A 20,403-nucleotide genomic window follows, 5' to 3' on the forward strand; every position below is an offset into this window, starting at 1 on the left:
ATCAATGCTCCGCGGTGGATTGAGTTTGGACTTCGCGCGGCGACAGCGCGCCGCCGCGCGCCCGCGTGACCACGCGGCTGCCCCAGATGCGCAGGTCGTCGAGCATGCAGTAGATGCTCGGCAGCGCGCCGAGGCTGACCAGCGTCGAGAACACCAGGCCGCCGATGATCGCGCGGGCCATCGGGTAATAGGCCGGGCCATCGCCACCGATCGAGGTGTCGCCGAGCGCCAGCGGCACCATGCCGAGGGTCGCCGTCGATACCGTCATCAGGATCGGGCGCAAGCGGTCTTTGGAGCCGAGCACCACCGCCTCTTCGCGGCTCATGCCGGACGCGCGCAACTGGTTGACGTGATCCACCAGCACGATGCCGTTGTTGACGACCACGCCCATCAGGATCAGCAGGCCGATCATCGCCATGAACGAGAACGTGGTGTGCGTGGCCAGAAAGAACCAGAACACGCCGACGAACGAAAAGAAGATGCCGGTGATGATCGCACTTGGCGCCAGCGTGGATTCGAACAGCGCCGCCATCACCAGATAGATCAGCACGATCGCCAACACCATGTTGACCACCATGCTCTGCATGCTGTCGGCCTCGTCGTCGAACGCCTGGCTGTAGCCCCAGCTGTAGCCCGAAGGAAACTGCAGGTCGTTGAGCACCGCCTCGACTTTCTTCTTGGCGTCTTCGCTGGTCACGCCTTCGGCGGTGCCGAACTGCACCTTCAGCGAGGCCATGCGGTTTTCGCGGGTGATATTGCCCGGCGTCGCGCCGACGTCGACCTGGGCGACCGAGCCCAGCGTGATGCGCTGACCGTCGGTGCGAATGATCGGCATCGCCAGGATCGCATCGAAGTCGGCGCGGTCTTCCTTGCGGAATTCGACCAGGGTGTCGACTTCGCCGGTGGCGGTGCGATACGGCCGCAGCTGCGTGCCGCGCATCGCCGCTGCAACCGCGTCGGCGACCTGCTGGCTGGACAAGCCGTTCTGCCGCGCGCGGTCGCGGTCGATGCGGATACGCACTTCCTGGTCTTCGGCCTCGGCGATCACGCGCACATCGGTCAGGCCGCTGACGCGCCGCAATACGCCGACGACATCGTCCGCCACGGTACGCAAATGCTCGGCCGATTCGCCGTAGACACGCACGCCGAGTTTCTCGCCGGAGCCGCTGCGATTCTGGTCGAAGCTGGGCTCGCCGATCGCCAGCTTCGGCCAGTTCTTGCGGATTTCGTCCATGACTTCGGTATTGCCGCGCGTGCGCTGCTCCTTGTCCGGCATGATCAAGGTGGTCTGTGCCTGGCCGACGTCGAAATAGCTGTAGACCGAATCGAAGCCCAGCTCCTTCTGGTGCGCGAACAGGTAGGTTTCCATCGTCGTCACCGCTTCCTCGACCTTGTCGAGCCGGTAGATGCCGTTGAGGTTGTAGTCCATCTGGATCCGCTTGCCGTCTTCCTGCGGGAAGAAATCCACCTTGATGAACATCAGCGGAATCGCGGTCGAGGCGAGCACGACGAGAATGATCAGCGCGGTCCAGCCGCGATGGTGCAAGGTCCAGCGCAAGCTGCGCAGGTAGAACGCGGACAGCGGCACCAGGAACTTGGCACCGCCGTGCGCGTCGGCACTGACCATGCGCGTGGTCAGCTGCGGAATCAGCGTGACCGCCACCAGCAGCGATGCGGCCAGCGACAGCGTGATCGTCGCCGCGACCTGGCTCATGAACACGGTCAGTTCGTTCTGGGCGCCGAACAGGTTCGGCAAGAACACGATGGCGGTACTCAGCGTGCCGGCCACCACCGCGAGGCTGACCTTGCGCACGCCGTCGAGCGTCGCCTGCGCCGGATCGCCGGTGCGGGTGCGCTCGGTGAAAATGCTTTCGGTGACGACCACCGCGTTGTCGACCAGCATGCCCACCGCGAGCATCAGGCCCATCAGCGTCAGGATGTTCAAGGTGAAGCCGAGGAAGTACATCGCCGCCAGGGTCATGCACAGCGACAGCGGCACCGACAGCGTGACGATCAGCGTCATCTTGATGTCGCGCAGGAACAGCCACAGCACCACGACCGACAGCAGTGCGCCGATGCCGCCGGCTTCCAGCAGCGAGGCCAGCGAACTCTTCACGTCCTGCGCCGAATCCTGCATTGTGAACAGCTTGATGCCGGACATCTCCGGCAGTTTTTTCACATTCTCGATTTCGGCTTTGACGCGCTCGCCGACTTCGACCAGGTTCGATCCGGTCTCCTTGAACACGTTGATGCCGATCGCGAACTTGCGGTTCAGATGGCGGCCGTAGGTCAGCTCGGGATCGGTGTAGGCGATGTCGGCGATATCGCGCAGCTTCAGGCCCTGGCCGTCGATGACGATGTTGCCGATCTGTTCCAGCGACGTGAACTCGCCTTCCGGACGCACCGTGTAGCGCATGCGCGCGTCGGTGAGCTGGCCGGCGCTGATGGCGAAGTTGGCTTTCTGCAGCTGCGCGCCGAGCTTGGAAATGTCGACGCCGTGGCTGGCGATGCGATCCGCGGCCAGCGAAATGCGCACCTGCTTTTCCTCCACGCCATACAGCTCGACCTTGGACACGCCGTTGATGCGCTCCAGCCTGCGCTTCAGATTGCGGTCGAGCATGTCGTGCGCGCCGGACAGGTCGCGGTCCGCCGAAATGCGCAGCTGCAGCATCGGCTGGCTGCTGCCGGAGAACTTCAGGATCTGAATGCGATCCAGATCGGGCGGCAGGCTTTCACGAATCGCGTCGATCTTGTCGCGCGCCTCGACGCCTTTCACCGCCAGGTCCGTGCCCCAGTCGAACTGCAGCTCCATCTCGACGCCGTTGTCCTTGGACTTGGACTGGATTTTTTTCAGTCCCACCAAGGTTGCGATCGCTTCTTCGGTCGGCCGCGTGATACGCCGCTCGACTTCCTCCGGCGTCGAATTGCGATACGGAATATTGACGACCATGAACGGGAATTCGATGTCCGGCAGCGACTCCAGCGGCAGCCGCTGGCCGGCGATCAGGCCGATCAGGGTCACACAGACGAAGAACATCGCGACCGACACGGGGCGCTTCATCGACAGCGCGGTGATGTTCATGCCCTGGCTCCGGCAAAGCGCAGGCCGAGCAGACGGCCGAACAACAGCGTGAACAGCAGTGCGATCAGCGCCGAGGCGCCGACGTCGCCCAGATAGTGATCGCCTTCGGCGACACGCGCCAGCGCGCAGATTGCCGCGAACGCCAGCAGCGGCCAGCGCCAGCGCGCAGGCAGCAGCAGCGCCGGCGGCAGCATCAGGCCCATGTAGACCGCGGCGTGGCCCGACGGAAACGAGTCGTGTCCGGCGACGAAGAAATCCTGCAGCTCGGGCTGCGCGACATAGTCGAAAGGCCGCACGCGTTCGAACACGCCCTTGAGCGCGGTGACGCTGAGGCGCGTCGCCAGCAGGACCAGAGCGGTCAGCCAGAACGGCCTCGCCATTGCGTAGCCGCCGCGCCACATCAGCAGCGCGCCGATGATCGCGATCGCCAGCGGATGCGACCATTTCGGCAGCGCCGGCTGCACGATGCGCGTCATCGTGTCGGTGAACACGCGCGAGGGCTCGACCAGGAAGCTGGCGTGCTGGTGCAGGAACATCGCCAGCGGGCGATCGAGCAGCAGCGTGCCGAGCAGCACCAGCAAGATCAGCGAAACGCCGGCGATCAGCGTCGCCCGGATCGGCGGCAATGAAGACATGTTCGTACTCATGCCCTCATTTCAGAACGTCAGGCCGCCGGTCCAGCAGCGTGTACATCACCGGAATCACCAGCAGGGTCAGGAAGGTCGACACCGTCAGACCGCCGATCACGGTGATCGCCATCGGCCTTTGCACTTCGCCGCCGGCGCCCATGCCGATCGCGATCGGCAGCAGGCCGAGCACCGCGGTCGCGGTGGTCATCAGGATGGGGCGCAGGCGGGTACGGCCGCCGGCGAGGATCGCGTCGTACTTGGACAGGCCCTCGTCGCGTTTGCGGTTGACCAGATCGATCAGCACGATGCCGTTTTTCACGACGATGCCGGCGAGGATGATCATGCCGATCAGCGCGACCACGTTGATGATCGAGCCGGTGACGTACAGCGCGCCGATCGCGCCGATCGCGGCCAGCGGAATCGTGAACAGGATGACGAAGGGATGCACCAGCGATTCGAACTGCGAGGCCATCACCAGGTAAACCAGGAACACCGCCAGCGCCAGCGCGAACTGCAGCGACTTGAACGAAACTTCCATCTCCTCGCTCTGGCCGGCAACGAAGGCGCTCATGTTCTGCGGCATCGCCACCGAGCCGACGATGCGGTTCAGCTCGACCACGGCCTCGGACAGATCACCGCCCTCGGCGAGCTGGGCGGAGACCACGACCACACGCGACTGGCTGATGCGGCGGATTTCACTCGGCCCGCTGCGCAGTTTCACGTCGGCGACCGCCTGCAGGGTCACCGGCCGTGCCGCGTCCGGATTGATCACCAGCCGGCGCACGTCTTCGACACTGGAGCGATCGCCTTCGGAACCGCGCACCAGCACGTCGATCTCGCGATCGTTCAATCGATAGCGCGTGGCGACGTCGCCCTGCACCGAGTTGACCACGCGGTTGGCGAGGTCCGCCGTGTCGAGGCCGAGCTTGGCGGCACGCTCCTGGTCGAACAGGATCTGGATTTCCGGATGCCCCGGCGCTTGCGTGCTTTCGATCTCGGTGAAGCGGCCGGACGCGCGCATCTTCGCGCGGATGGCTTCGGAGACGCGGATCAGGTTGTCCAGATCGTAGCCGGAGATTTCGACTTCCAGCGGCGCTTTCAAGGTAAACAGCGTCGGCCGCGTATAACGATAAGTCAGGCCGGGAATTGCTTCCAGCGGCTTCTGCAGCTGCGCGATCACGTCGGTTTCGCGATCGTAGTGCCCGCTCTTGATGCCCAGATTCAGCACGCCGTGATTTTCGCCGCCTTCGTCGGCGGACACGTCGAGACGATTGCCCTGCCCCGCGATCGAGAAGTTCGACGCCAGCCACTGTTTGCCGGTGTCGCTGTTGTCCAGGTCGCGCGACAGGTCGCGCAGCACCGAGTCGGTACGCGCCAGCGGCGTGCCCGGCGGCAGTTCGATTTCGGCGCGCAGCTCGCCCTGATTGAACGGCGGAATCAGCTCGACGCCGATGCGCGTCAGCAGCCACAGGCTGGCCGCGAACAGCGCCAGCGCGGTGCCGAGCACCAGCGCACGGTTGCGCAGCGCCCATCCGAGCGTGCGTTCGTAGCCGGCCTCGAAGCGATCGAACATCGCCTGGAACACGCGCGACAGCGGACGGAAGATCAAACCCAGCAGGTAGCCGATGCCACGGAAAATCCGCACGAAAACCCACAGCACGCCGAACGGCGCCTGCTCGAACACGCCGTAGCGCGTCGCCGAGGCGCCGCGGCGCAGCCGGCCGAAGCGGCCGCTGGCATCACGGATCGGCTCGGCCTGCGGCGGCGGTGTTTTCTTGTTGCCGCGCGCGGCCAGCATCGGAATCAGCGTGAACGACACGATCAGCGAAAAGATCAGCGCGCCGGTCACGACCAGCGCCTGGTCCGAGAACAGCTGGCCGGCGATGCCCTGGACGAACACCATCGGGAAGAACACCGCGACGGTCGTCAACGTGGATGCGACCACCGCGGCGCCGACTTCGGATGCGCCTTCCACCGCCGCCTGCGCCGGCTCCAGGCCGAGCTCGCGTTTGCGCATGATGTTTTCGAGCACGACGATGGCGTCGTCGACGACCAGGCCGATCGCCAGCGCAATGCCGCCCAGGCTCATGATGTTCAGCGACAGGCCGGCGCCATACATCACGTTGAACGTCGCGATCACCGACACCGGGATCGAGATCGAAATCACCGCAGTGATCCAGGCGCTGCCGAGAAACAGATAGACGATCAGCACGGCGAGCACGCCGCCGATGATCGCGGCGTCGCGCACTTCGTGAATCGCACTTTCGATGAAGATGCTCTGGTCGTACAACGGCTTCAGCTCGACGTCGGCCGGCAGCGATTTCTTCATCGTCTCGATGCGCTTGTTGACGATCTGCGCGGTCTCGACGGTGTTGCCGTCGCCTTCCTTGTAGATGTCGATCTCGACCGCCTCGGCGCCGCCGATGCGGATCACCGCCTCGCGCTCCTTGAAGCCGCTGCGCACTTCGGCGACATCGCGCAGATAGATCGGCTGCATCTCACCGGTCGCGGTGGGCCGCGACGTCAGAATGACGTTGCGCATCTGCTCCAGATCGCTGAACTGGTTCAGGGTGCGCACCAGATAGCGACTCGCGCCCTGCTCGACCCGGCCGCCGGACAGGTTCACGTTCTCGGCCTTGAGCCGCGCGCCGATCGACTCCAGCGTCAAGCCCTGCTGGGCGAGCTTGTGCAGGTCGACCAGCACCTGCACCTCGTCCTCCAGACCGCCGCTGATTTTCACCGCGGCGACGCCGCCGACGGCTTCCAGCGGCTTCTGGATCAGATCCTCGGCGATGCGGCGCAGCCGTTTCAGGCTGATTTCTTCGGAAGTGTTGCGCGCGTGCTCGTCGGTCTTCAGCGCCAGGCCCATGCGCAGAATCGGGTCGCTCGAGGGGTCGAAGCGCAGCACCACCGGGCGCTTGGATTCTTTCGGCAGCTCCAGCGTGTCGAGCTTCTCGCGCACGTCGAGCACCGCGTAATCCATCTTCGTGCCCCAGTTGAATTCCAGGGTCACGTCGCTGGTGCCGGCGCGCGAGGTCGAGGTCACGCGGCGCACGTTCTTGATCACGCCGACGACTTCCTCGATCGGCTTGCTCAGCAGGGTTTCGATCTCGGTCGGCGCCGCGCCTTCCAGCTCGGTGCGCACCGTCAGCGTCGGATACGACAGATTCGGCAGCAGCGTCACCGGCAGCCGCGACAGCGACACCAGGCCGAACAGCAGCACGGCCAGTGTGAACATCACCACGGCGACCGGGCGCCGGGTTACGAAAGCCAGCATTAGCGGTGCTCCCCGAAGCTGCGGCATCTCGGTGCCGTTCCTCCCGAGTAGGCGCGAAACGCGCGCCGTATCGAGGGACTGCGCGAGGCCGTCGGTCCCTCGATACGCCCGCTGCGCGCGCTACTCGGGAGGAACGGAGTTTCGGTCAAGGCGGCGGGCGCGGGCATCGTCAGACCTTGGGCGCGGCCGGCGCGGCGGTGGTCACCGGCGTCGCCGGCTTCAAGGGCTGCACGATCTCGACCTTGGCGTCGTCCTTGAGGCTGGACTGGCCGGTGGTCACCACCGCGTCGCCGGCCTTGAGGCCTTCGACGACTTCGAAGTTGTCGGCGTCGCCGTAGCCGGTCTTGATCAGCCGGCGGTGGGCGCGGCCATCGGCGACCACGTAGACCGATTCGGCGGCGTCCTCGACCAGCACCGCGTCGCGCGGCACCAGCAGCGCCGAGTCGCGGCGGTCGTAGAGGATCTCGGCGCGCGCGAACATGCCCGGACGCAGCTCGTTCTGCTTGGCGTCGATGGTCACGGTGACCTTGACCGTGCCCGAGCTGGCGTCGACGGTCGGGTTGATCAGGCTGACCACGCCGCCGAAGTTCTTGCCCGGCCAGGCGTCGACCGACAGGTTCACGTGATGCTCGGGCTTGAGCTTGTAGATGTCGCGCTCGGGCACGTAGATCGCCGCGCGCAGCCGTTCGAGCTGGGTCACGCGAAACGCCTGGGTACCGGCGACGATCTGGTTGCCGCGCTTGATGTAGCGCGCGCTGACCACGCCGTCGAACGGCGCGCGGATCTCGGACTCCTTCAGCGCCAGCGCGGCGAGGTCGGCCGCGGCGCGCGCGGCGGCGAGGTCGTACTGGGTTTTGTCGTAAGCCTCGCGCGACACCAGGTTGCGCTGGTAGACCGACTTCAGACGGGTGAAGTCCTGCTCGAGCCGGTCGACGTCGGCCTGGGCGCGCGCGACCTCGAAGCGCAGCTTGTCGGTCTCGAGCTTGGCCAGGGTCTGGCCGGCGCGGACCTTGTCACCCTCCTCGACCAGCACCTGCTCGATGGTGCCGCCCTGCTTGGCCATCACCGTGGCCTCGTTCTCGGCCTCGAGCGTGGCGGTGCCGCGGTAGGCGGCGTCGATCGGCCCGTTGACCACCTTGGCGGTCTCAACCGGTATCGACGGCTCCTCTTTTTTCTCTTCCTCTTTCTTGCCGCCGCAGGCGCTCAGCAACAGCAGAACCAGCAGCGCCGGGGCGAGGGCGGAGCGCTGAAGGGTCTTGGTGATGGTCATATTCATTAATGGTCGAAGTCTTGAGGCAGGCATTCCACGCACTGTGCCAAGCTGCGGGCATATGCAAGTGGCTGAATAAAAAGGTTTTTGAATTTTGAATTTACGCCGGCCGGCTGGCGCCGGCGCGCAAACGGCGAGTGCTTGGCGAAAATCGCCATCTTGTGATTCACAAGGTCTCCCCCGCGGAGCCGGCGAGCATTCACTGCTATCCCAAGCCCCTTGGACGCTGCAAACCCGGTTTGGGTTGCATCGGCAAGCAAAAGCCGGCGATGGGCTACCATAGTAGCCCGCTACACACACAGAGCTCTTGATCATGCAGATTGCTGACCGCTGCGCCGTCTCGTTCCATTACACCCTCAAAAACGACGCTGGCGAGGTGATCGATTCCTCCGAAGGTTCGTCGCCGCTGGCCTACCTGCACGGCGCCGGCAACATCGTGCCGGGCCTGGAGAATGCGCTGACCGGCAAGAACCCGGGCGACAAGCTCAGCGTGAAAGTGTCGCCGGCCGAAGGCTACGGCGAGCGCGACGCGCGCCTGATCCAGGACGTGCCGCGCCGCGCGTTCCAGGGCATCAAGGACATCAAGGCGGGCATGAGCTTCACCGCCGACGGCCCGCAGGGTCCGAGCCGCGTGACCGTGACACGCGTCGCCGGCGATATGGTCACCGTCGACGGCAACCATCCGCTGGCCGGCGAGAACCTGAACTTCGATGTCGAGATCACCGCCGTGCGCGAAGCCAGCGCCGAAGAACTCGAGCACGGTCACGTGCACGGCGAAGGCGGCCATCACCACTAGTCATCACCAGTAGGCGGCGCCTCGGTGCCGCCTGTTGCGGGAAGTTTTTCGATGCCGGGTTTGAAATCTCGTGCGGCCGCAGGGCCGCTCGCTGTCGCGGTATTGGCGGGCGCGCTGCTGGCCGCCGGCTGTGTCGCGGCGCCACCGCCGCCGGTGGAAGTATTCCAGCCGATTACGCTGGAACAGGCGATCGCCGCGCCGTATCGCGATGCCAACCGCGCCCGCGACCTCTACCGCCATCCGTTGCAGACGCTGGAATTCTTCGGCATCGAAGACGATATGACCGTGGTCGAGGTCTGGCCCGGCAGCGGCTGGTACTCGGAGATCCTGGCGCCGTTCCTGCGCGCACGCGGCCGCTACGTTGCCGCGCAGTACCCGGACGCGCCCAGCGCGCCGGACTACCAGAAGAAGACGCTGGCCCAGTACAAGAAGGCGCTGGCCGGCAACCCCCAGCTGTTCAGCCGCGTGCAGCTGACCGGCATCGGCAAGCCCAATTTCTACATGCCGGTGCCGCCCGGCACGGCCGACATGGTGCTGACCTTCCGTAACGTGCATAACTGGCTGGCCGACGACAATTCGCGCGAGATGTTCGCCACGTTCTATCGCTCCCTGAAACCGGGCGGCGTACTCGGCATCGTCGAGCACCGCGGCTTCGACGACACCACGCGCGAAGACTCGATCCGCACCGGCTATGTCAGCCAGGAATACGTCGTGCAGCTGGCGCAGGACGCCGGTTTCACCTGGGTCGCCTGGGAAGAGATCAACGCCAATCCCCGCGACACCAAGGACCATCCGGGCGGCGTCTGGTCGCTGCCGCCGACGCTGCGCCTGGGCGAAGTCGACCGGCTCAAGTACCTGACGATAGGCGAGTCCGACCGGATGACGCTGAAGTTCGTCAAACCCGCCGTACCGGCGCCTGCGGCGCCTTGACAACCACCGCCGCTCTTCGGGCGGGGAGCCACGCTTGTCGAGATTTTGTCTAGCTGCTGACGGGGCCGGCGGCGACCGATTCCGCAACCACTTCGGGTAACAGCTCGTAACCGATGATGCCCATTTGTTTCCGGATAACCGGAACCCGGCGAGAAACATCCCCATCATCAGGAGTGGAACATGATCCGTAAAACCCTTTTGGCCGCCGCCATGCTGGTCGGCAGCGGCCTGGCGCATGCCGGCGTCGACGTCAAAGACCTGCAGGTCATCGGCCTGACCGGCGACCAGCAGCTGATCAGCTTCGCCGCCGGCAAGGCCAACAAGGCCGTCGCGATCGGCAGCATCAGCGGCCTGACCACCGACACCTCGATCGTCGGTATCGACTACCGCGTTCAGGACGGCAAGCTGTACGGCGTCGGCAATGCCGGCGGTGTTTACACCATCGATACCGGCACCGCGGTGGCCACGCTGGTCAACAACCTCAGCGTGTCGCTCAGCGGCACTCAGTTCGGCGTCGACTTCAACCCCGCGGCGGATCGCCTGCGTATCATCAGCAACGCCGGCCAGAACCTGCGCCACAACGTCAACACCGGCGGCGTCACACTGGAAGACGGCGCGCTGAACTACACCCCCGGCACCACCGTGCCCGGCATCGCCGCCGCGGCCTACACCAACAACGATCTCGATCTGCTGACCGGCACCAGCCTGTTCGACATCGACCCGGCGCTCGACCAGGTGGTGCTGCAGAGCCCGCCGAACAACGGCTCGCTGGCCCTCACCGGCAAGCTCGCCGTCGACACCGGTAGCGCAGTCGGCTTCGACATCTACACCGACCTGTCGTCGACCAACCGCAACAACGTCAACATCGCGCTCGCCAGCCTCAGCGTCGGCGGCGTCACCGGGATGTACTCGATCAACCTGCTGACCGGCGAAGCGCAGCTGTTCAACCGCTTCGCGAGCACCTTCAGCGTCACCGACATCGCCGTGCCGCTGGGCCAGCAGTTGGCGCCCTAGTAGCGACTGCATCAAAAAAAACCGGCCGCTGCGGCCGGTTTTTTTTAGTCGCCAGCGCTGTCATACGGCAGCGAGCCGAAGCGCTGGTCCCAGTCGTCGCGTTCGCGGATCAGGCGCAGGTCCTGCCAGATGACGTAGGGCTCGGTGTTCAGCGACTGGCCGACGCTGCTTGCCGCCAGATCGACGTTGCTGGCGACGCGCTGGCTGCCGCTGATGTGCTCGGCGCGGCCGTTGGCGTCGCGGCGCAGTTGCGGCAGCGCGCCTTTCAGCGCGCGCGCGCAGGCGGCCGCGTCGTCGGGCTTGTAGCCGACTTCGAACAGCCGGTCGTTGAAGAACTGCAAGGTCAGTCGGCCGTGAGTGCCGAGCAGCGGGTAATGCTGCAGTGTCAGCGTGTCGATCGCATGCACCGGGTAGCGCGGGTCGGGCGGTGGCGTCATCAGCCGGTGTTCGGGCTCGAGTTTTTTGGCGCTGAACTCACGGCGCACCTGGTCGAGGCTGGCGTAGCTGCTGAGACCGGCGAACAGCGGGCGGCCCGGCTGGCGGCGCGTGTAATCCTCGCTTGAGACCTGCACCGTCGGCGCGGGCTGCTTGGGTTTGAAGCGGCTCGGCAGATCCGCGCGCAGGCCATACCAGGTAGTCGCAACCGATGCGCACACGACCAGCATGATGGCGTAAGGCGTCGCGGAACTCATGGCGATTCCCGGTGCTGCCCGCTAAAGCAGGCGCCCGATATTGCCTCAGACACGACCGGCAGGCCCGCGACCGCAGTGACACCCGGTCATCCTGATCGGGCCACCGGTCGTCACGGCAGCCGGTACGGCAACGCGCCGAAACGCGCGTCCCAGTCGTCGCGCTGAGCGGTCAGGCGCAGGTCCTGCCACAGCAGGTAGGGCTCGGTCGCCAGACTCTTCCCCACCGTGCTGGCGGCGAGTTCGACATTGGTCGCCAGCCGCCAGGCGCCGTCGACGCGCTCGGCGCGGCCGTTGCGATCACGCCGCAGCAGCGTATCGGCGCGCTTCAATGCGCTGGCGCAGGCGGCCGCGTCGTCGGGTTTGAAATCGACTTCGAACAGCCGGTCGTTGAAGAACTGCAGGCTCAGGCGGCCGGCGGTGCCGAGCATCACGAAGCGCTCGACCGTCATCGTATCGATCACATGCGGCGGATAACGCGGATCCGGCGGCCGCGCCAACGTGCGCCGCGACCAGGGATGGCCCTGCTGCCGCAACAGCGCGCCGGTGTCGGCGATGCTCGCATAGCTGACGAAACCCGCGACCAGCGCCAGAGCGGGTTCGCGCTGCAGATACCGCGCGCTGTCCGGGTGCTGCGCCGGTGCGCGCAGACACCACCACAAGCCCGCCGCGATCGCGGGCAGCGCGATGCACAGCAGCAGCGGCCAGCGCGCGGGCAACTTCATCCGGGCTTGCCGTTCAAGGCGCAGTGAAACTGAAGCCGCTGATGACCACTTCCATCGGCAAGGCGTTCATCGGCGGCTGCCCCTGGTTGAGCCACAGGTTCAGATGCACGACTTCATTGCCCGGCGTCGGGATGCTGCCGGCACGCGTATCGCTCCACTGCGCCAGCGTCACATCACCGGCCTTGCTGCTGAACGCGATTTTTTTTGCCGCCCATTTGAACTGGTGCGTGGTCTTGGCGTAACCGGTCGCCAGCGACCATTCGTAGAACGTGCCGTCGCGCGGCGGCTGCACCGTGTACTGCACGTTGTTGGGATTGTCGACGACGCTCCACTTGGCGAACTCGATGTCGATTTCGCGATAGTGCTGCGCCGGTGACACGTCGTAGGTGAACAGGCCGAGCACGATGTTCGGATCGATGTCGCCGAGATCGGTGGCGAGCTTGAACTGATAGGTGCCATAGCCCAGCGACTGGTTCAGATAAACCTCGGCGCACTGCCAGTTGCCCTGGCCGTCCTGGGTGATTTTCAGATGCAGCTTGCCCTTGGAATCGACCCAGACGTTGTTGCTGCTGTCGGAGAAATGATTCGGCCCCGGGCCGGCGACGTCGTCGCCGCTGCTCTTCACGCTCCACTGGTAGCCGGCGAAGTCAATCAGCCGCGGAGCAGCCCAGGCCGGCGTCAGCAGCAGGCTGGCGATCAGCGCCGCCGACGCGCGCATCGAAGATTTCATCGTTGGACGCCCCTTGGATATTCGTCTCTACAGCTTGCGCCAGCGCCGTGGTGACGACCAGGGGGGACGGCTCGGCGGCAGATTTGCGGCGACAAGAGCCGAACCTGTAGGAGCGGACTTGCCCGCGACTGCGAGCCAGCCGGTCGCGGGCAAGCCCGCTCCTACAACAGACCGGGAATCAGTCCTCGGGCTCGTATCCCAGATTCGGCGCCAGCCATTTTTCGGCCTCGGCCATGGTCCAGCCTTTGCGCCGGGCGTAGTCGGCGACCTGATCCTTGTTGATGCGGCCGACGACGAAGTACTGCGATTCCGGATGCGCGAAGTACCAGCCCGAAACCGCGGCGCCGGGCCACATCGCATAACTCTCGGTCAGCGTGATGCCGGCGTTGTTGTCGACGTCGAGCAGCTGCCACAAGGTGCCCTTCTCGGTGTGCTCGGGGCAGGCCGGATAGCCCGGCGCCGGACGGATGCCCTGGTACTTCTCGTCGATCAGCGAGGAGTTGTCGAGGCGCTCATCGGGTACGAAGCCCCACCATTCCTTGCGCACGCGCTGATGCAGGCGTTCGGCGAAAGCCTCCGCCAGACGATCGGCGATCGACTCGAGCAGGATCGCGTTGTAGTCATCGTTGTTGCGCTTGAACTCTTCGACTTTTTCGCTGCTGCCAATGCCGGCAGTCACCGCGAACGCGCCGACGTAGTCGTGCAGGCCGGTCGACGCCGGCGCGACATAGTCGGCCAGCGAACGATGCGGCACGCCAGGGCGGTGCTCGCTCTGCTGCCGCAGGTTGTGCAGTCGCGTCAGCTCGTGCTGGCGGGTCTCGTCGGTGTAGATCGCGATGTCGTCGTTGTCCACGGCGTTTGCCGGGAACAGGCCGAACACCGCGTTGGCGCGCAGCCATTTGTGCTCGATGATGTCGTCGAGCATCTTGTTGGCGTCGGCGAACAGCTTGCGCGCGGTTTCGCCGCTGGCCGGGTTGTTAAGCAGATCCGGGAAGCGGCCTTTCAGCTCCCAGGAAATGAAGAACGGCTGCCAGTCGATGTACTCGCGCAGCTCGGCGATCGGATAGTCGCGCAGCGTTTTGATGAACTGCGTCGCGTGCTCATGGTGGTGATCGCAGGGCGACGTCGACACGGTGTCTTCGCGCAGCGAAGCGGGTGCGGGAGACGTCGCGTGGCTCGCGCCCGGCTCATCTCGCGGATCGGCAGGCGGCCGGACGCGAGCCGGGCCTTCACAGACATCCTTCGCCTGCTGCAGCAGCATGCGCGGACGGAACGGCTTGGCCGTGCTCCAGTCGATCGGCGTGCGATTGGCGCGCGCGGCATCGATCGGCAGATATTTTTCCTGCCGGTCCTTGTTGGCGTGACGCTCGCGGATCGCCTGGTAATCCTTGTTGACCTCGGCCATCAGCTTCGGCCGCTGCTCGTCTGACAGCAGCGCGGAGGCGACCGGCACCGAGCGCGAGGCGTCCTTCACCCACACCACCGGGCCGTGATACTGCGGCGACACTTTCACCGCGGTGTGCGCGCGCGACGTCGTGGCGCCGCCGATCAGCAGCGGGATGTCGAAGCCCTGACGCTCCATTTCTTTCGCGAGCGTGACCATCTCGTCCAGCGACGGCGTGATCAGGCCGGACAGGCCGATGATGTCGGCTTTCTCGGCTTTCGCCGCGTCGAGAATCTTCTGGTACGGCACCATCACGCCGAGATCGACGACGTCGTAGTTGTTGCACTGGAGTACGACGCCGACGATGTTCTTGCCGATGTCGTGCACGTCGCCCTTGACCGTCGCCATCAGGATCTTGCCCTTGGCTTTGGCCACGTCGCCGGGCTTCTTTTCCGCTTCGATGAACGGGATCAGGTAGGCCACCGCCTTCTTCATAACGCGAGCGGATTTGACCACCTGCGGCAGGAACATCTTGCCGGCACCGAACAGGTCGCCGACCACGTTCATGCCGTCCATCAGCGGGCCTTCGATCACCTCGATCGGGCGGCCGCCGCGCTCGAAGATTTCGGCGCGCAACAGTTCGGTGTCGGCCTCGACGAACTGGTCGATGCCCTTCACCAGCGCATAAGTGATGCGCTCGCCCAGCGGCAGCGAGCGCCAGGCTTCGTCGGCGACTTCCTGCTTGCTGCCGTCGCCCTTGAACTTGCCGGCGATTTCGAGCAGGCGCTCGGTGCCGTCGGCGCGGCGATTCAAAATCACGTCCTCGATACGCTCGCGCAGCTCGGGATCGAGCTGGTCGTAGACCACCAGCGCGCCGGCGTTGACGATGCCCATGTCCATGCCGGCGTTGATCGCGTGATACAGGAACACGCTGTGGATCGCCTCGCGCACCGGATTGTTGCCGCGGAACGAGAAGCTGACGTTGGACACGCCGCCGCTGATGTGCGCGCCCGGCAGGTTCTGCTTGATCCAGCGCGCGGCCTCGATGAAATCGACGCCATAGTTGTTATGCGCCTCGATGCCGGTGGCGACCGCGAACACGTTCGGATCGAAGATGATGTCTTCCGGCGGAAAGCCCACCTGCTCGACCAGGATCTTGTAGGCGCGGCCGCAGATGGTCTTGCGCCGTTCGAGGTTGTCGGCCTGGCCTTCTTCGTCGAAGGCCATCACCACGACCGCGGCGCCGTATTTGCGGCACAGCCGCGCTTCGCGAATGAATTTTTCTTCGCCTTCCTTCATCGAAATCGAGTTGACGATGGGCTTCCCCTGTACGCAGCGCAGGCCCGCTTCGATGACTTCCCACTTGGACGAATCCACCATCACCGGCACGCGCGAAATGTCGGGCTCGGACGCGATCAGTTTCAGGAACCGGTCCATCGCCGCGACGCCGTCGAGCATGCCCTCGTCCATGTTGACGTCGATGACCTGCGCGCCGGCCTCGACCTGCTGGCGCGCGACGGTCAGTGCCGCCGAGTAATCACCGGCCTTGACCAGATCGCGGAACTTGGCCGAGCCGGTGACATTGGTGCGCTCGCCGACGTTGACGAAGCGGATCGCGCTGGTCAGGTTCAGCGGCTCCAGGCCGGACAGCTTGGTGATGCCGTCGTGCGGCACCGGCACGCGCGGCGCGATGCCGGCGACTTCGCGCGCCATCGCGCCGATGTGGCCGGGCGAGGTACCGCAGCAGCCGCCGACGATATTGATCAGCCCGGCTTGCGCGAATTCGCGCACGATCGCGGCGGTTTCATCCGGGGTTTCGTCGTATTCGCCGAACGCGTTCGGCAGACCGGCGTTCGGATAACAGCTCACGTAACAGTCGGCGAGCCGCGACAGCTCGGCGATGTAGGGGCGCATGTCCTTGCCGCCGAGCGCGCAGTTCAGGCCGATCGCCAGCGGGCGCGCGTGTCGCACCGATGCCCAGAACGCCTCGGTGACCTGGCCCGAGAGCGTGCGGCCCGAGGCGTCGGTGATGGTGCCGGAAATCACCACCGGCCAGCGCCGGCCGCGTTCTTCGAACAGCGTCTCGACGGCGAAAATCGCGGCTTTCGCGTTCAGCGTGTCGAAGATGGTTTCGATCAGCAGCAGATCGACGCCACCATCGACCAGGCCATTGGCCTGCTCCAGGTACGAGGCCACGAGTTCTTCGTAGCTGACGTTGCGCTTGCCCGGATCGTTGACGTCCGGCGAAATGCTCGCGGTGCGATTGGTTGGCCCAAGCGCGCCGGCGACGAAGCGCGGCTTGGCCGGGTTCAGCGCGGTGACTTCGTCGCAGGCCGAGCGCGCCAGCCGCGCGGCGGCGAGGTTCATCTCGTACGCGAGCGACTCCATGCCGTAGTCGGCCATCGAGATCACCTGCGCGTTGAAGGTGTTGGTCTCGATGAAGTCGGCGCCCGCGTCGAGGTACTTGCGGTGGATCTCGCGAATGATCTGCGGCTGGGTCAGCACCAGCAGATCGTTGTTGCCCTTGAGATCGCGATGCCAGTCGGCAAAACGCTCGCCGCGGTAGTCCGCCTCTTCGAGCCGGTAGCCCTGGATCATCGTGCCCATGGCGCCGTCGAGCACCATCACCCGCTCGGCCAGCAGGCGCTTGAGGACATCGGAACAGTCGGGGCGGAGGGCGGGGCTGGCGTCGTACATGGCCGATTATAACCCGCCGGATATCTTGTCATCCGGATAGACGGATGAATCCGGCTGCGCGCGCCCCCGAGACCCCATGAACCGCCTATCAGCAGCCGCGCATCCATTGATCTTACCCACTGCCCGCCGTCGTTGCGGGGCGGCGACACTGGCGCATGGTCCACACCTACGATCCCGGACGCGGTCCCGTCAGCCCTAGCGGCGGTCACCCGCTGGTCGACGAGCTTTGCGAAGCCGCAGTCGAGCAGCACCGGCAGCTGCTCGCGGCGCTGCTGCGCAGCGTGGAGCGCGCGCCCGCCGAGGCGCGCCTGCAGATCGACCTCGCCAGCCGGCTGCGCCTGGACCGCGCCAACCTGCAGCGGCGCTATCTGCGCGAAATCGGCCGTCGCTTCGACCCGCTGGCGCAGGCGCAGGCGCCGGGCGGCAGCGCCGAGCGCGAGCTGCAGCGCTACACCCGGCCACCGGCCGAGGCGCTGCAGGAGCAGATGGCGCTGGACGAACTGGCGCGCCGGCTACGCGCCACCCACGAACCTCGCTTGAACGCGCTGGAACAGCGGCTGCGCGCGCTGGTACGGCGCAGCGCGCTGCCGATCGCGCCGGCGGTGTATTCACCGGCGACCGCGCTGGAGAGCTTTCGCGTCGCGCTGGAGGCGCTGGACTTCGATCTGGCGCAGCGTCAGGTGCTGCTCGCCTTGTACGAGCCGGCCGCCAATGCCGCGTTCGCCGAGCTCTACGATCAGGCCTTGCAGACCCTGGATCGGCGCGCCGCCGAACCGGCCGCGACCGCGCCGACGCCGTCGATGCCGGCCCACCATCAGACCCTGTGCGTCGACGACGCGACCTTGCGTGCGCTGCGCCGCGAGCCGGCCGGCGGCCTGCACCGCGCCGATTCGCGGCTGGCGGCGAGCCTGCTGGCGCTGATCCGCGACACCGCGCCGGATGAAGTCGAGCGCCAGCCGGTGGTGCAGCGCATCGCGCTGCTGTGCCGGCTCTGCGCCAGCTGGTTCGAGCCGCTGACGCCGGCCGCGCGCCAGGACGTCGAGCGGCTGCGTTTCACGCTGATCAAAATCGTGCTCGCCGACTCCGGCTTCCTGCTCAGCGCCGGCCACCCGCTGCGCTCGCTGCTGCGCGACGCCTGCGATCACCAAGACGAGCGCCGGCGCCGCCAGGCCTGCTCCCGTGTCGACCAGGTGGCGATGAGCGCCGAATTCGTCACCAGCGGCCTGCCGCTGCTGACGGCGCTGACGATCGCGCAGATCGACGCCTGCCTGGACCAGCTGCGCCAGCACGACAGCAGCCGCGAGGAAGCGCGCATCGGCGAGGCGCGTCGCCAGGTCGCGCAGGCGCTGGAGCATGCGACCCTGCCGCATGCTCGGCCGCAGGGCCTGCGCCTGTTCCTGCGTGGCGGCTGGGGGCCGCTGCTGACGCAGCGCCTGCTGCGCCACGGCCGTCCGTCGGCGCCCTGGCAGGACGCGCTCGATCTGCTCGACCGCATACTCAATGCATTGAGCAGCGAGGCGACGCGGGTACGCGAGTTCGAGGCCCTGCTCGGCGAAGTTTCGGCCGAGCTGTTCGAGGCCGGCATGCGCGCCGAACGCTGCGAGCGCCTGCAGCAGGCGCTGCGCGAAGCGTATTACGAGCTGCGGGTTGCCGCCGATACGATGTCGGCGCCGGCGGCGGCCAATGCCGGCGCGATGCCGGGCATCGGCGTGCTGGAGCTGCCGGAGTTTGTCGACGGCGCCGACAACGTCAGGCCGGACAAGGCACCGCGAACCGCCGACGACGGGCCTGATCTGGAACTGCGCCGGATTCGCTTCGCGAGCTGAGGTCATCCAGGTGAAAACTGGGGTCGGTCACCACCACGCCATCCCGGGTTTCACCCGGGCTACACCCGCCGTCCTCCCTTGGGGCGGCTTCAGCCGAACGGCGCCTCGTGGACGTGCACGCCGCGCTGATTGCTGAACGCGCAGGCGATCATCGCCGCGGCGACCTGCTGCGCGCTCACCGGCGCGTAGCGCGCCAGCCGGCCGCGCGTGATCAGGCCCAGGGCCGGTGCCAGCTTCTGCGCGATCTGTTCGGCAGGCCGCGATTCGCTGCGCTCGCCCATCAGCAGCGACGGCCTCAGGATATGCAGCGCCTCGAAGCCGACGCCGCGCAGATCGCGTTCGACTTCGCCCTTGACGCGGCTGTAGAACGCCGGTGATTTCACACTGCTGCCGATCGCGGAAACCAGCATGAAACGCCGGCTGCCGGCGTGATGCGCGGCGCGCGCCACCGCCATCACCAGATCGTGATCGACATGCGCGAACGCCTTGCGCGAGCCGGCTTTGGCGATCGTCGTACCGAGCGCGCAGTAGACATCGTCGGCCTGCAGGGCATCGGCGTGCACCGACAGATCGTCCAGATCGCTCAGCACCACCTCGAGCCGTGGATGCTGCACCGGCAGCGCGCGGCGACTGAGCGCGGTCACGCGCGAGTAGCGCGGCTCGTCCAGCAGCTGCTGCAGCAGCTGCGTACCGATCAGGCCGGTGCTGCCGGCAAGCAGCGCGGTTCGGGTCACGGGCATCGCTCCTTCCAGGTCCTGCCGCAGCATGCCAGCAAGGCCTCGGTGGGCCCAAGCGCGGCGCCGGCATAATGGCCGCCTGCCTAAGCCCCTGCCGCCATGACCGACTTCAGCCTGCATCCCCAGCTCGCCGCCGACTGCACGGTGCTCGCCGACGCGCCGCTGTCGCGGCTGCTGCTGATGAACGACGCGCAGTACCCCTGGTTCATCCTGGTGCCACGCCGCGCCGGCCTGCGCGAAATCTACGAGCTGGACCTGGCCGGCCAGCAGCAGCTGCTGGCGGAATCCGTGGAATTCGGCCGCGCGGCGATGCAGGCCTTCGGCGGCGACAAGCTCAATGTCGCCGCGCTCGGCAACATGGTGCCGCAGCTGCACCTGCATCATGTCGTGCGCAGGATCGGCGATCCGGCCTGGCCGGCGCCGGTCTGGGGCCGGCATCCGGCCGTGCCCTATACGCCCGGGCAGATCAGCGAACGGCAGCAGGCGCTGCGTCCGCGGCTCGGCGCCGACTGGCGCTGGCTGTAGCGCCACGTCGCCAATGCAGGCTGCTTATTGCGGTCGGCGGGCGGCGGCAACACACTGGCGTAATCCGAACTGTCCTTCATACGAGATCGCGG

General features: G+C 66.3%; 14 protein-coding genes. 5 read left to right on the forward strand and 9 right to left on the reverse strand.

Translation table 11 applies throughout. The annotated features are described in order from the left end of the window. Nucleotide 1: 1 nt before the first annotated feature. The 4 genes from ACQZF9_RS20600 to ACQZF9_RS20615 all read right to left on the reverse strand — a co-directional run bounded on the left by ACQZF9_RS20600 (nt 2) and on the right by ACQZF9_RS20615 (nt 8,264). Nucleotides 2-3,082 carry an efflux RND transporter permease subunit gene (locus ACQZF9_RS20600; protein WP_428310836.1) on the reverse strand — a complete coding sequence of 1,027 codons (3,081 nt, stop codon included), beginning with the start codon at nt 3,080-3,082 and terminating at the stop codon, nt 2-4. Further along, nucleotides 3,079-3,717, reverse strand: a complete 639-nt coding sequence (locus ACQZF9_RS20605; protein WP_428310837.1) for a phosphatase PAP2 family protein — start codon at nt 3,715-3,717, stop codon at nt 3,079-3,081. The genes ACQZF9_RS20600 and ACQZF9_RS20605 overlap by 4 nt, the downstream gene beginning before the upstream one ends. 16 nt (nt 3,718-3,733) lie before the next feature. Beyond that, nucleotides 3,734-6,988 carry an efflux RND transporter permease subunit gene (locus ACQZF9_RS20610; RefSeq protein WP_428310838.1) on the reverse strand — a complete coding sequence of 1,085 codons (3,255 nt, stop codon included), beginning with the start codon at nt 6,986-6,988 and terminating at the stop codon, nt 3,734-3,736. 169 nt (nt 6,989-7,157) lie between these two features. After that, on the reverse strand, nt 7,158-8,264 hold the full coding sequence (locus ACQZF9_RS20615) for an efflux RND transporter periplasmic adaptor subunit (RefSeq protein WP_428310839.1): 1,107 nt from the start codon (nt 8,262-8,264) through the stop codon (nt 7,158-7,160). Between the two features lie 307 nt (nt 8,265-8,571). Between ACQZF9_RS20615 and ACQZF9_RS20620 the strand changes: the two genes are divergently transcribed. The 3 genes from ACQZF9_RS20620 (at nt 8,572) to ACQZF9_RS20630 (ending at nt 10,998) form a co-directional block, all read left to right on the forward strand. Beyond that, nucleotides 8,572-9,054, forward strand: coding sequence for an FKBP-type peptidyl-prolyl cis-trans isomerase (locus ACQZF9_RS20620; protein WP_428310840.1), 483 nt, complete (start codon nt 8,572-8,574; stop codon nt 9,052-9,054). 51 nt (nt 9,055-9,105) lie between these two features. After that, the gene (locus tag ACQZF9_RS20625; protein WP_428310841.1) at nt 9,106-9,984 is read left to right on the forward strand and encodes a class I SAM-dependent methyltransferase; all 879 of its coding nucleotides are present in this window, start codon (nt 9,106-9,108) and stop codon (nt 9,982-9,984) included. Between the two features lie 180 nt (nt 9,985-10,164). Next, nucleotides 10,165-10,998 carry a DUF4394 domain-containing protein gene (locus ACQZF9_RS20630; protein ID WP_428310842.1) on the forward strand — a complete coding sequence of 278 codons (834 nt, stop codon included), beginning with the start codon at nt 10,165-10,167 and terminating at the stop codon, nt 10,996-10,998. A gap of 44 nt (nt 10,999-11,042) precedes the next feature. Here ACQZF9_RS20630 and ACQZF9_RS20635 read toward each other — a convergent pair whose 3' ends face one another. The 4 genes from ACQZF9_RS20635 to metH all read right to left on the reverse strand — a co-directional run bounded on the left by ACQZF9_RS20635 (nt 11,043) and on the right by metH (nt 17,223). After that, nucleotides 11,043-11,690 carry a hypothetical protein gene (locus tag ACQZF9_RS20635; protein WP_428310843.1) on the reverse strand — a complete coding sequence of 216 codons (648 nt, stop codon included), beginning with the start codon at nt 11,688-11,690 and terminating at the stop codon, nt 11,043-11,045. Between the two features lie 110 nt (nt 11,691-11,800). Beyond that, the gene (locus ACQZF9_RS20640; protein ID WP_428310844.1) at nt 11,801-12,412 is read right to left on the reverse strand and encodes a hypothetical protein; all 612 of its coding nucleotides are present in this window, start codon (nt 12,410-12,412) and stop codon (nt 11,801-11,803) included. Nucleotides 12,413-12,425: 13 nt separating this feature from the next. Then, a complete protein-coding gene (locus tag ACQZF9_RS20645) occupies nt 12,426-13,142 on the reverse strand; it encodes a glycoside hydrolase family 16 protein (protein ID WP_428310845.1) in 717 nt (238 codons plus the stop codon). A 178-nt stretch (nt 13,143-13,320) separates the two neighbouring features. Next, nucleotides 13,321-17,223 (reverse strand): methionine synthase, encoded by a 3,903-nt coding sequence (gene metH / locus ACQZF9_RS20650; protein ID WP_428310846.1) that lies wholly within the window; start codon nt 17,221-17,223, stop codon nt 13,321-13,323. A gap of 155 nt (nt 17,224-17,378) precedes the next feature. Between metH and ACQZF9_RS20655 the strand changes: the two genes are divergently transcribed. Continuing rightward, the gene (locus ACQZF9_RS20655) at nt 17,379-19,049 is read left to right on the forward strand and encodes a DUF1631 family protein (RefSeq protein ID WP_428310847.1); all 1,671 of its coding nucleotides are present in this window, start codon (nt 17,379-17,381) and stop codon (nt 19,047-19,049) included. 89 nt (nt 19,050-19,138) lie between these two features. On the opposite strand, the gene ACQZF9_RS20660 is transcribed toward ACQZF9_RS20655, so the two are convergent. Continuing rightward, nucleotides 19,139-19,783, reverse strand: coding sequence for an NAD(P)H-binding protein (locus ACQZF9_RS20660; protein WP_428310848.1), 645 nt, complete (start codon nt 19,781-19,783; stop codon nt 19,139-19,141). 102 nt (nt 19,784-19,885) lie between these two features. On the opposite strand from ACQZF9_RS20660, the gene ACQZF9_RS20665 reads away from it, so the two are divergent. Continuing rightward, on the forward strand, nt 19,886-20,311 hold the full coding sequence (locus ACQZF9_RS20665; RefSeq protein WP_428310849.1) for an HIT domain-containing protein: 426 nt from the start codon (nt 19,886-19,888) through the stop codon (nt 20,309-20,311). The last annotated feature ends 92 nt before the right edge of the window (nt 20,312-20,403 follow it).

The sequence above is a fragment of the Hydrocarboniphaga sp. genome, from assembly GCF_965279055.1.
GTDB lineage: Bacteria > Pseudomonadota > Gammaproteobacteria > Nevskiales > Nevskiaceae > Hydrocarboniphaga.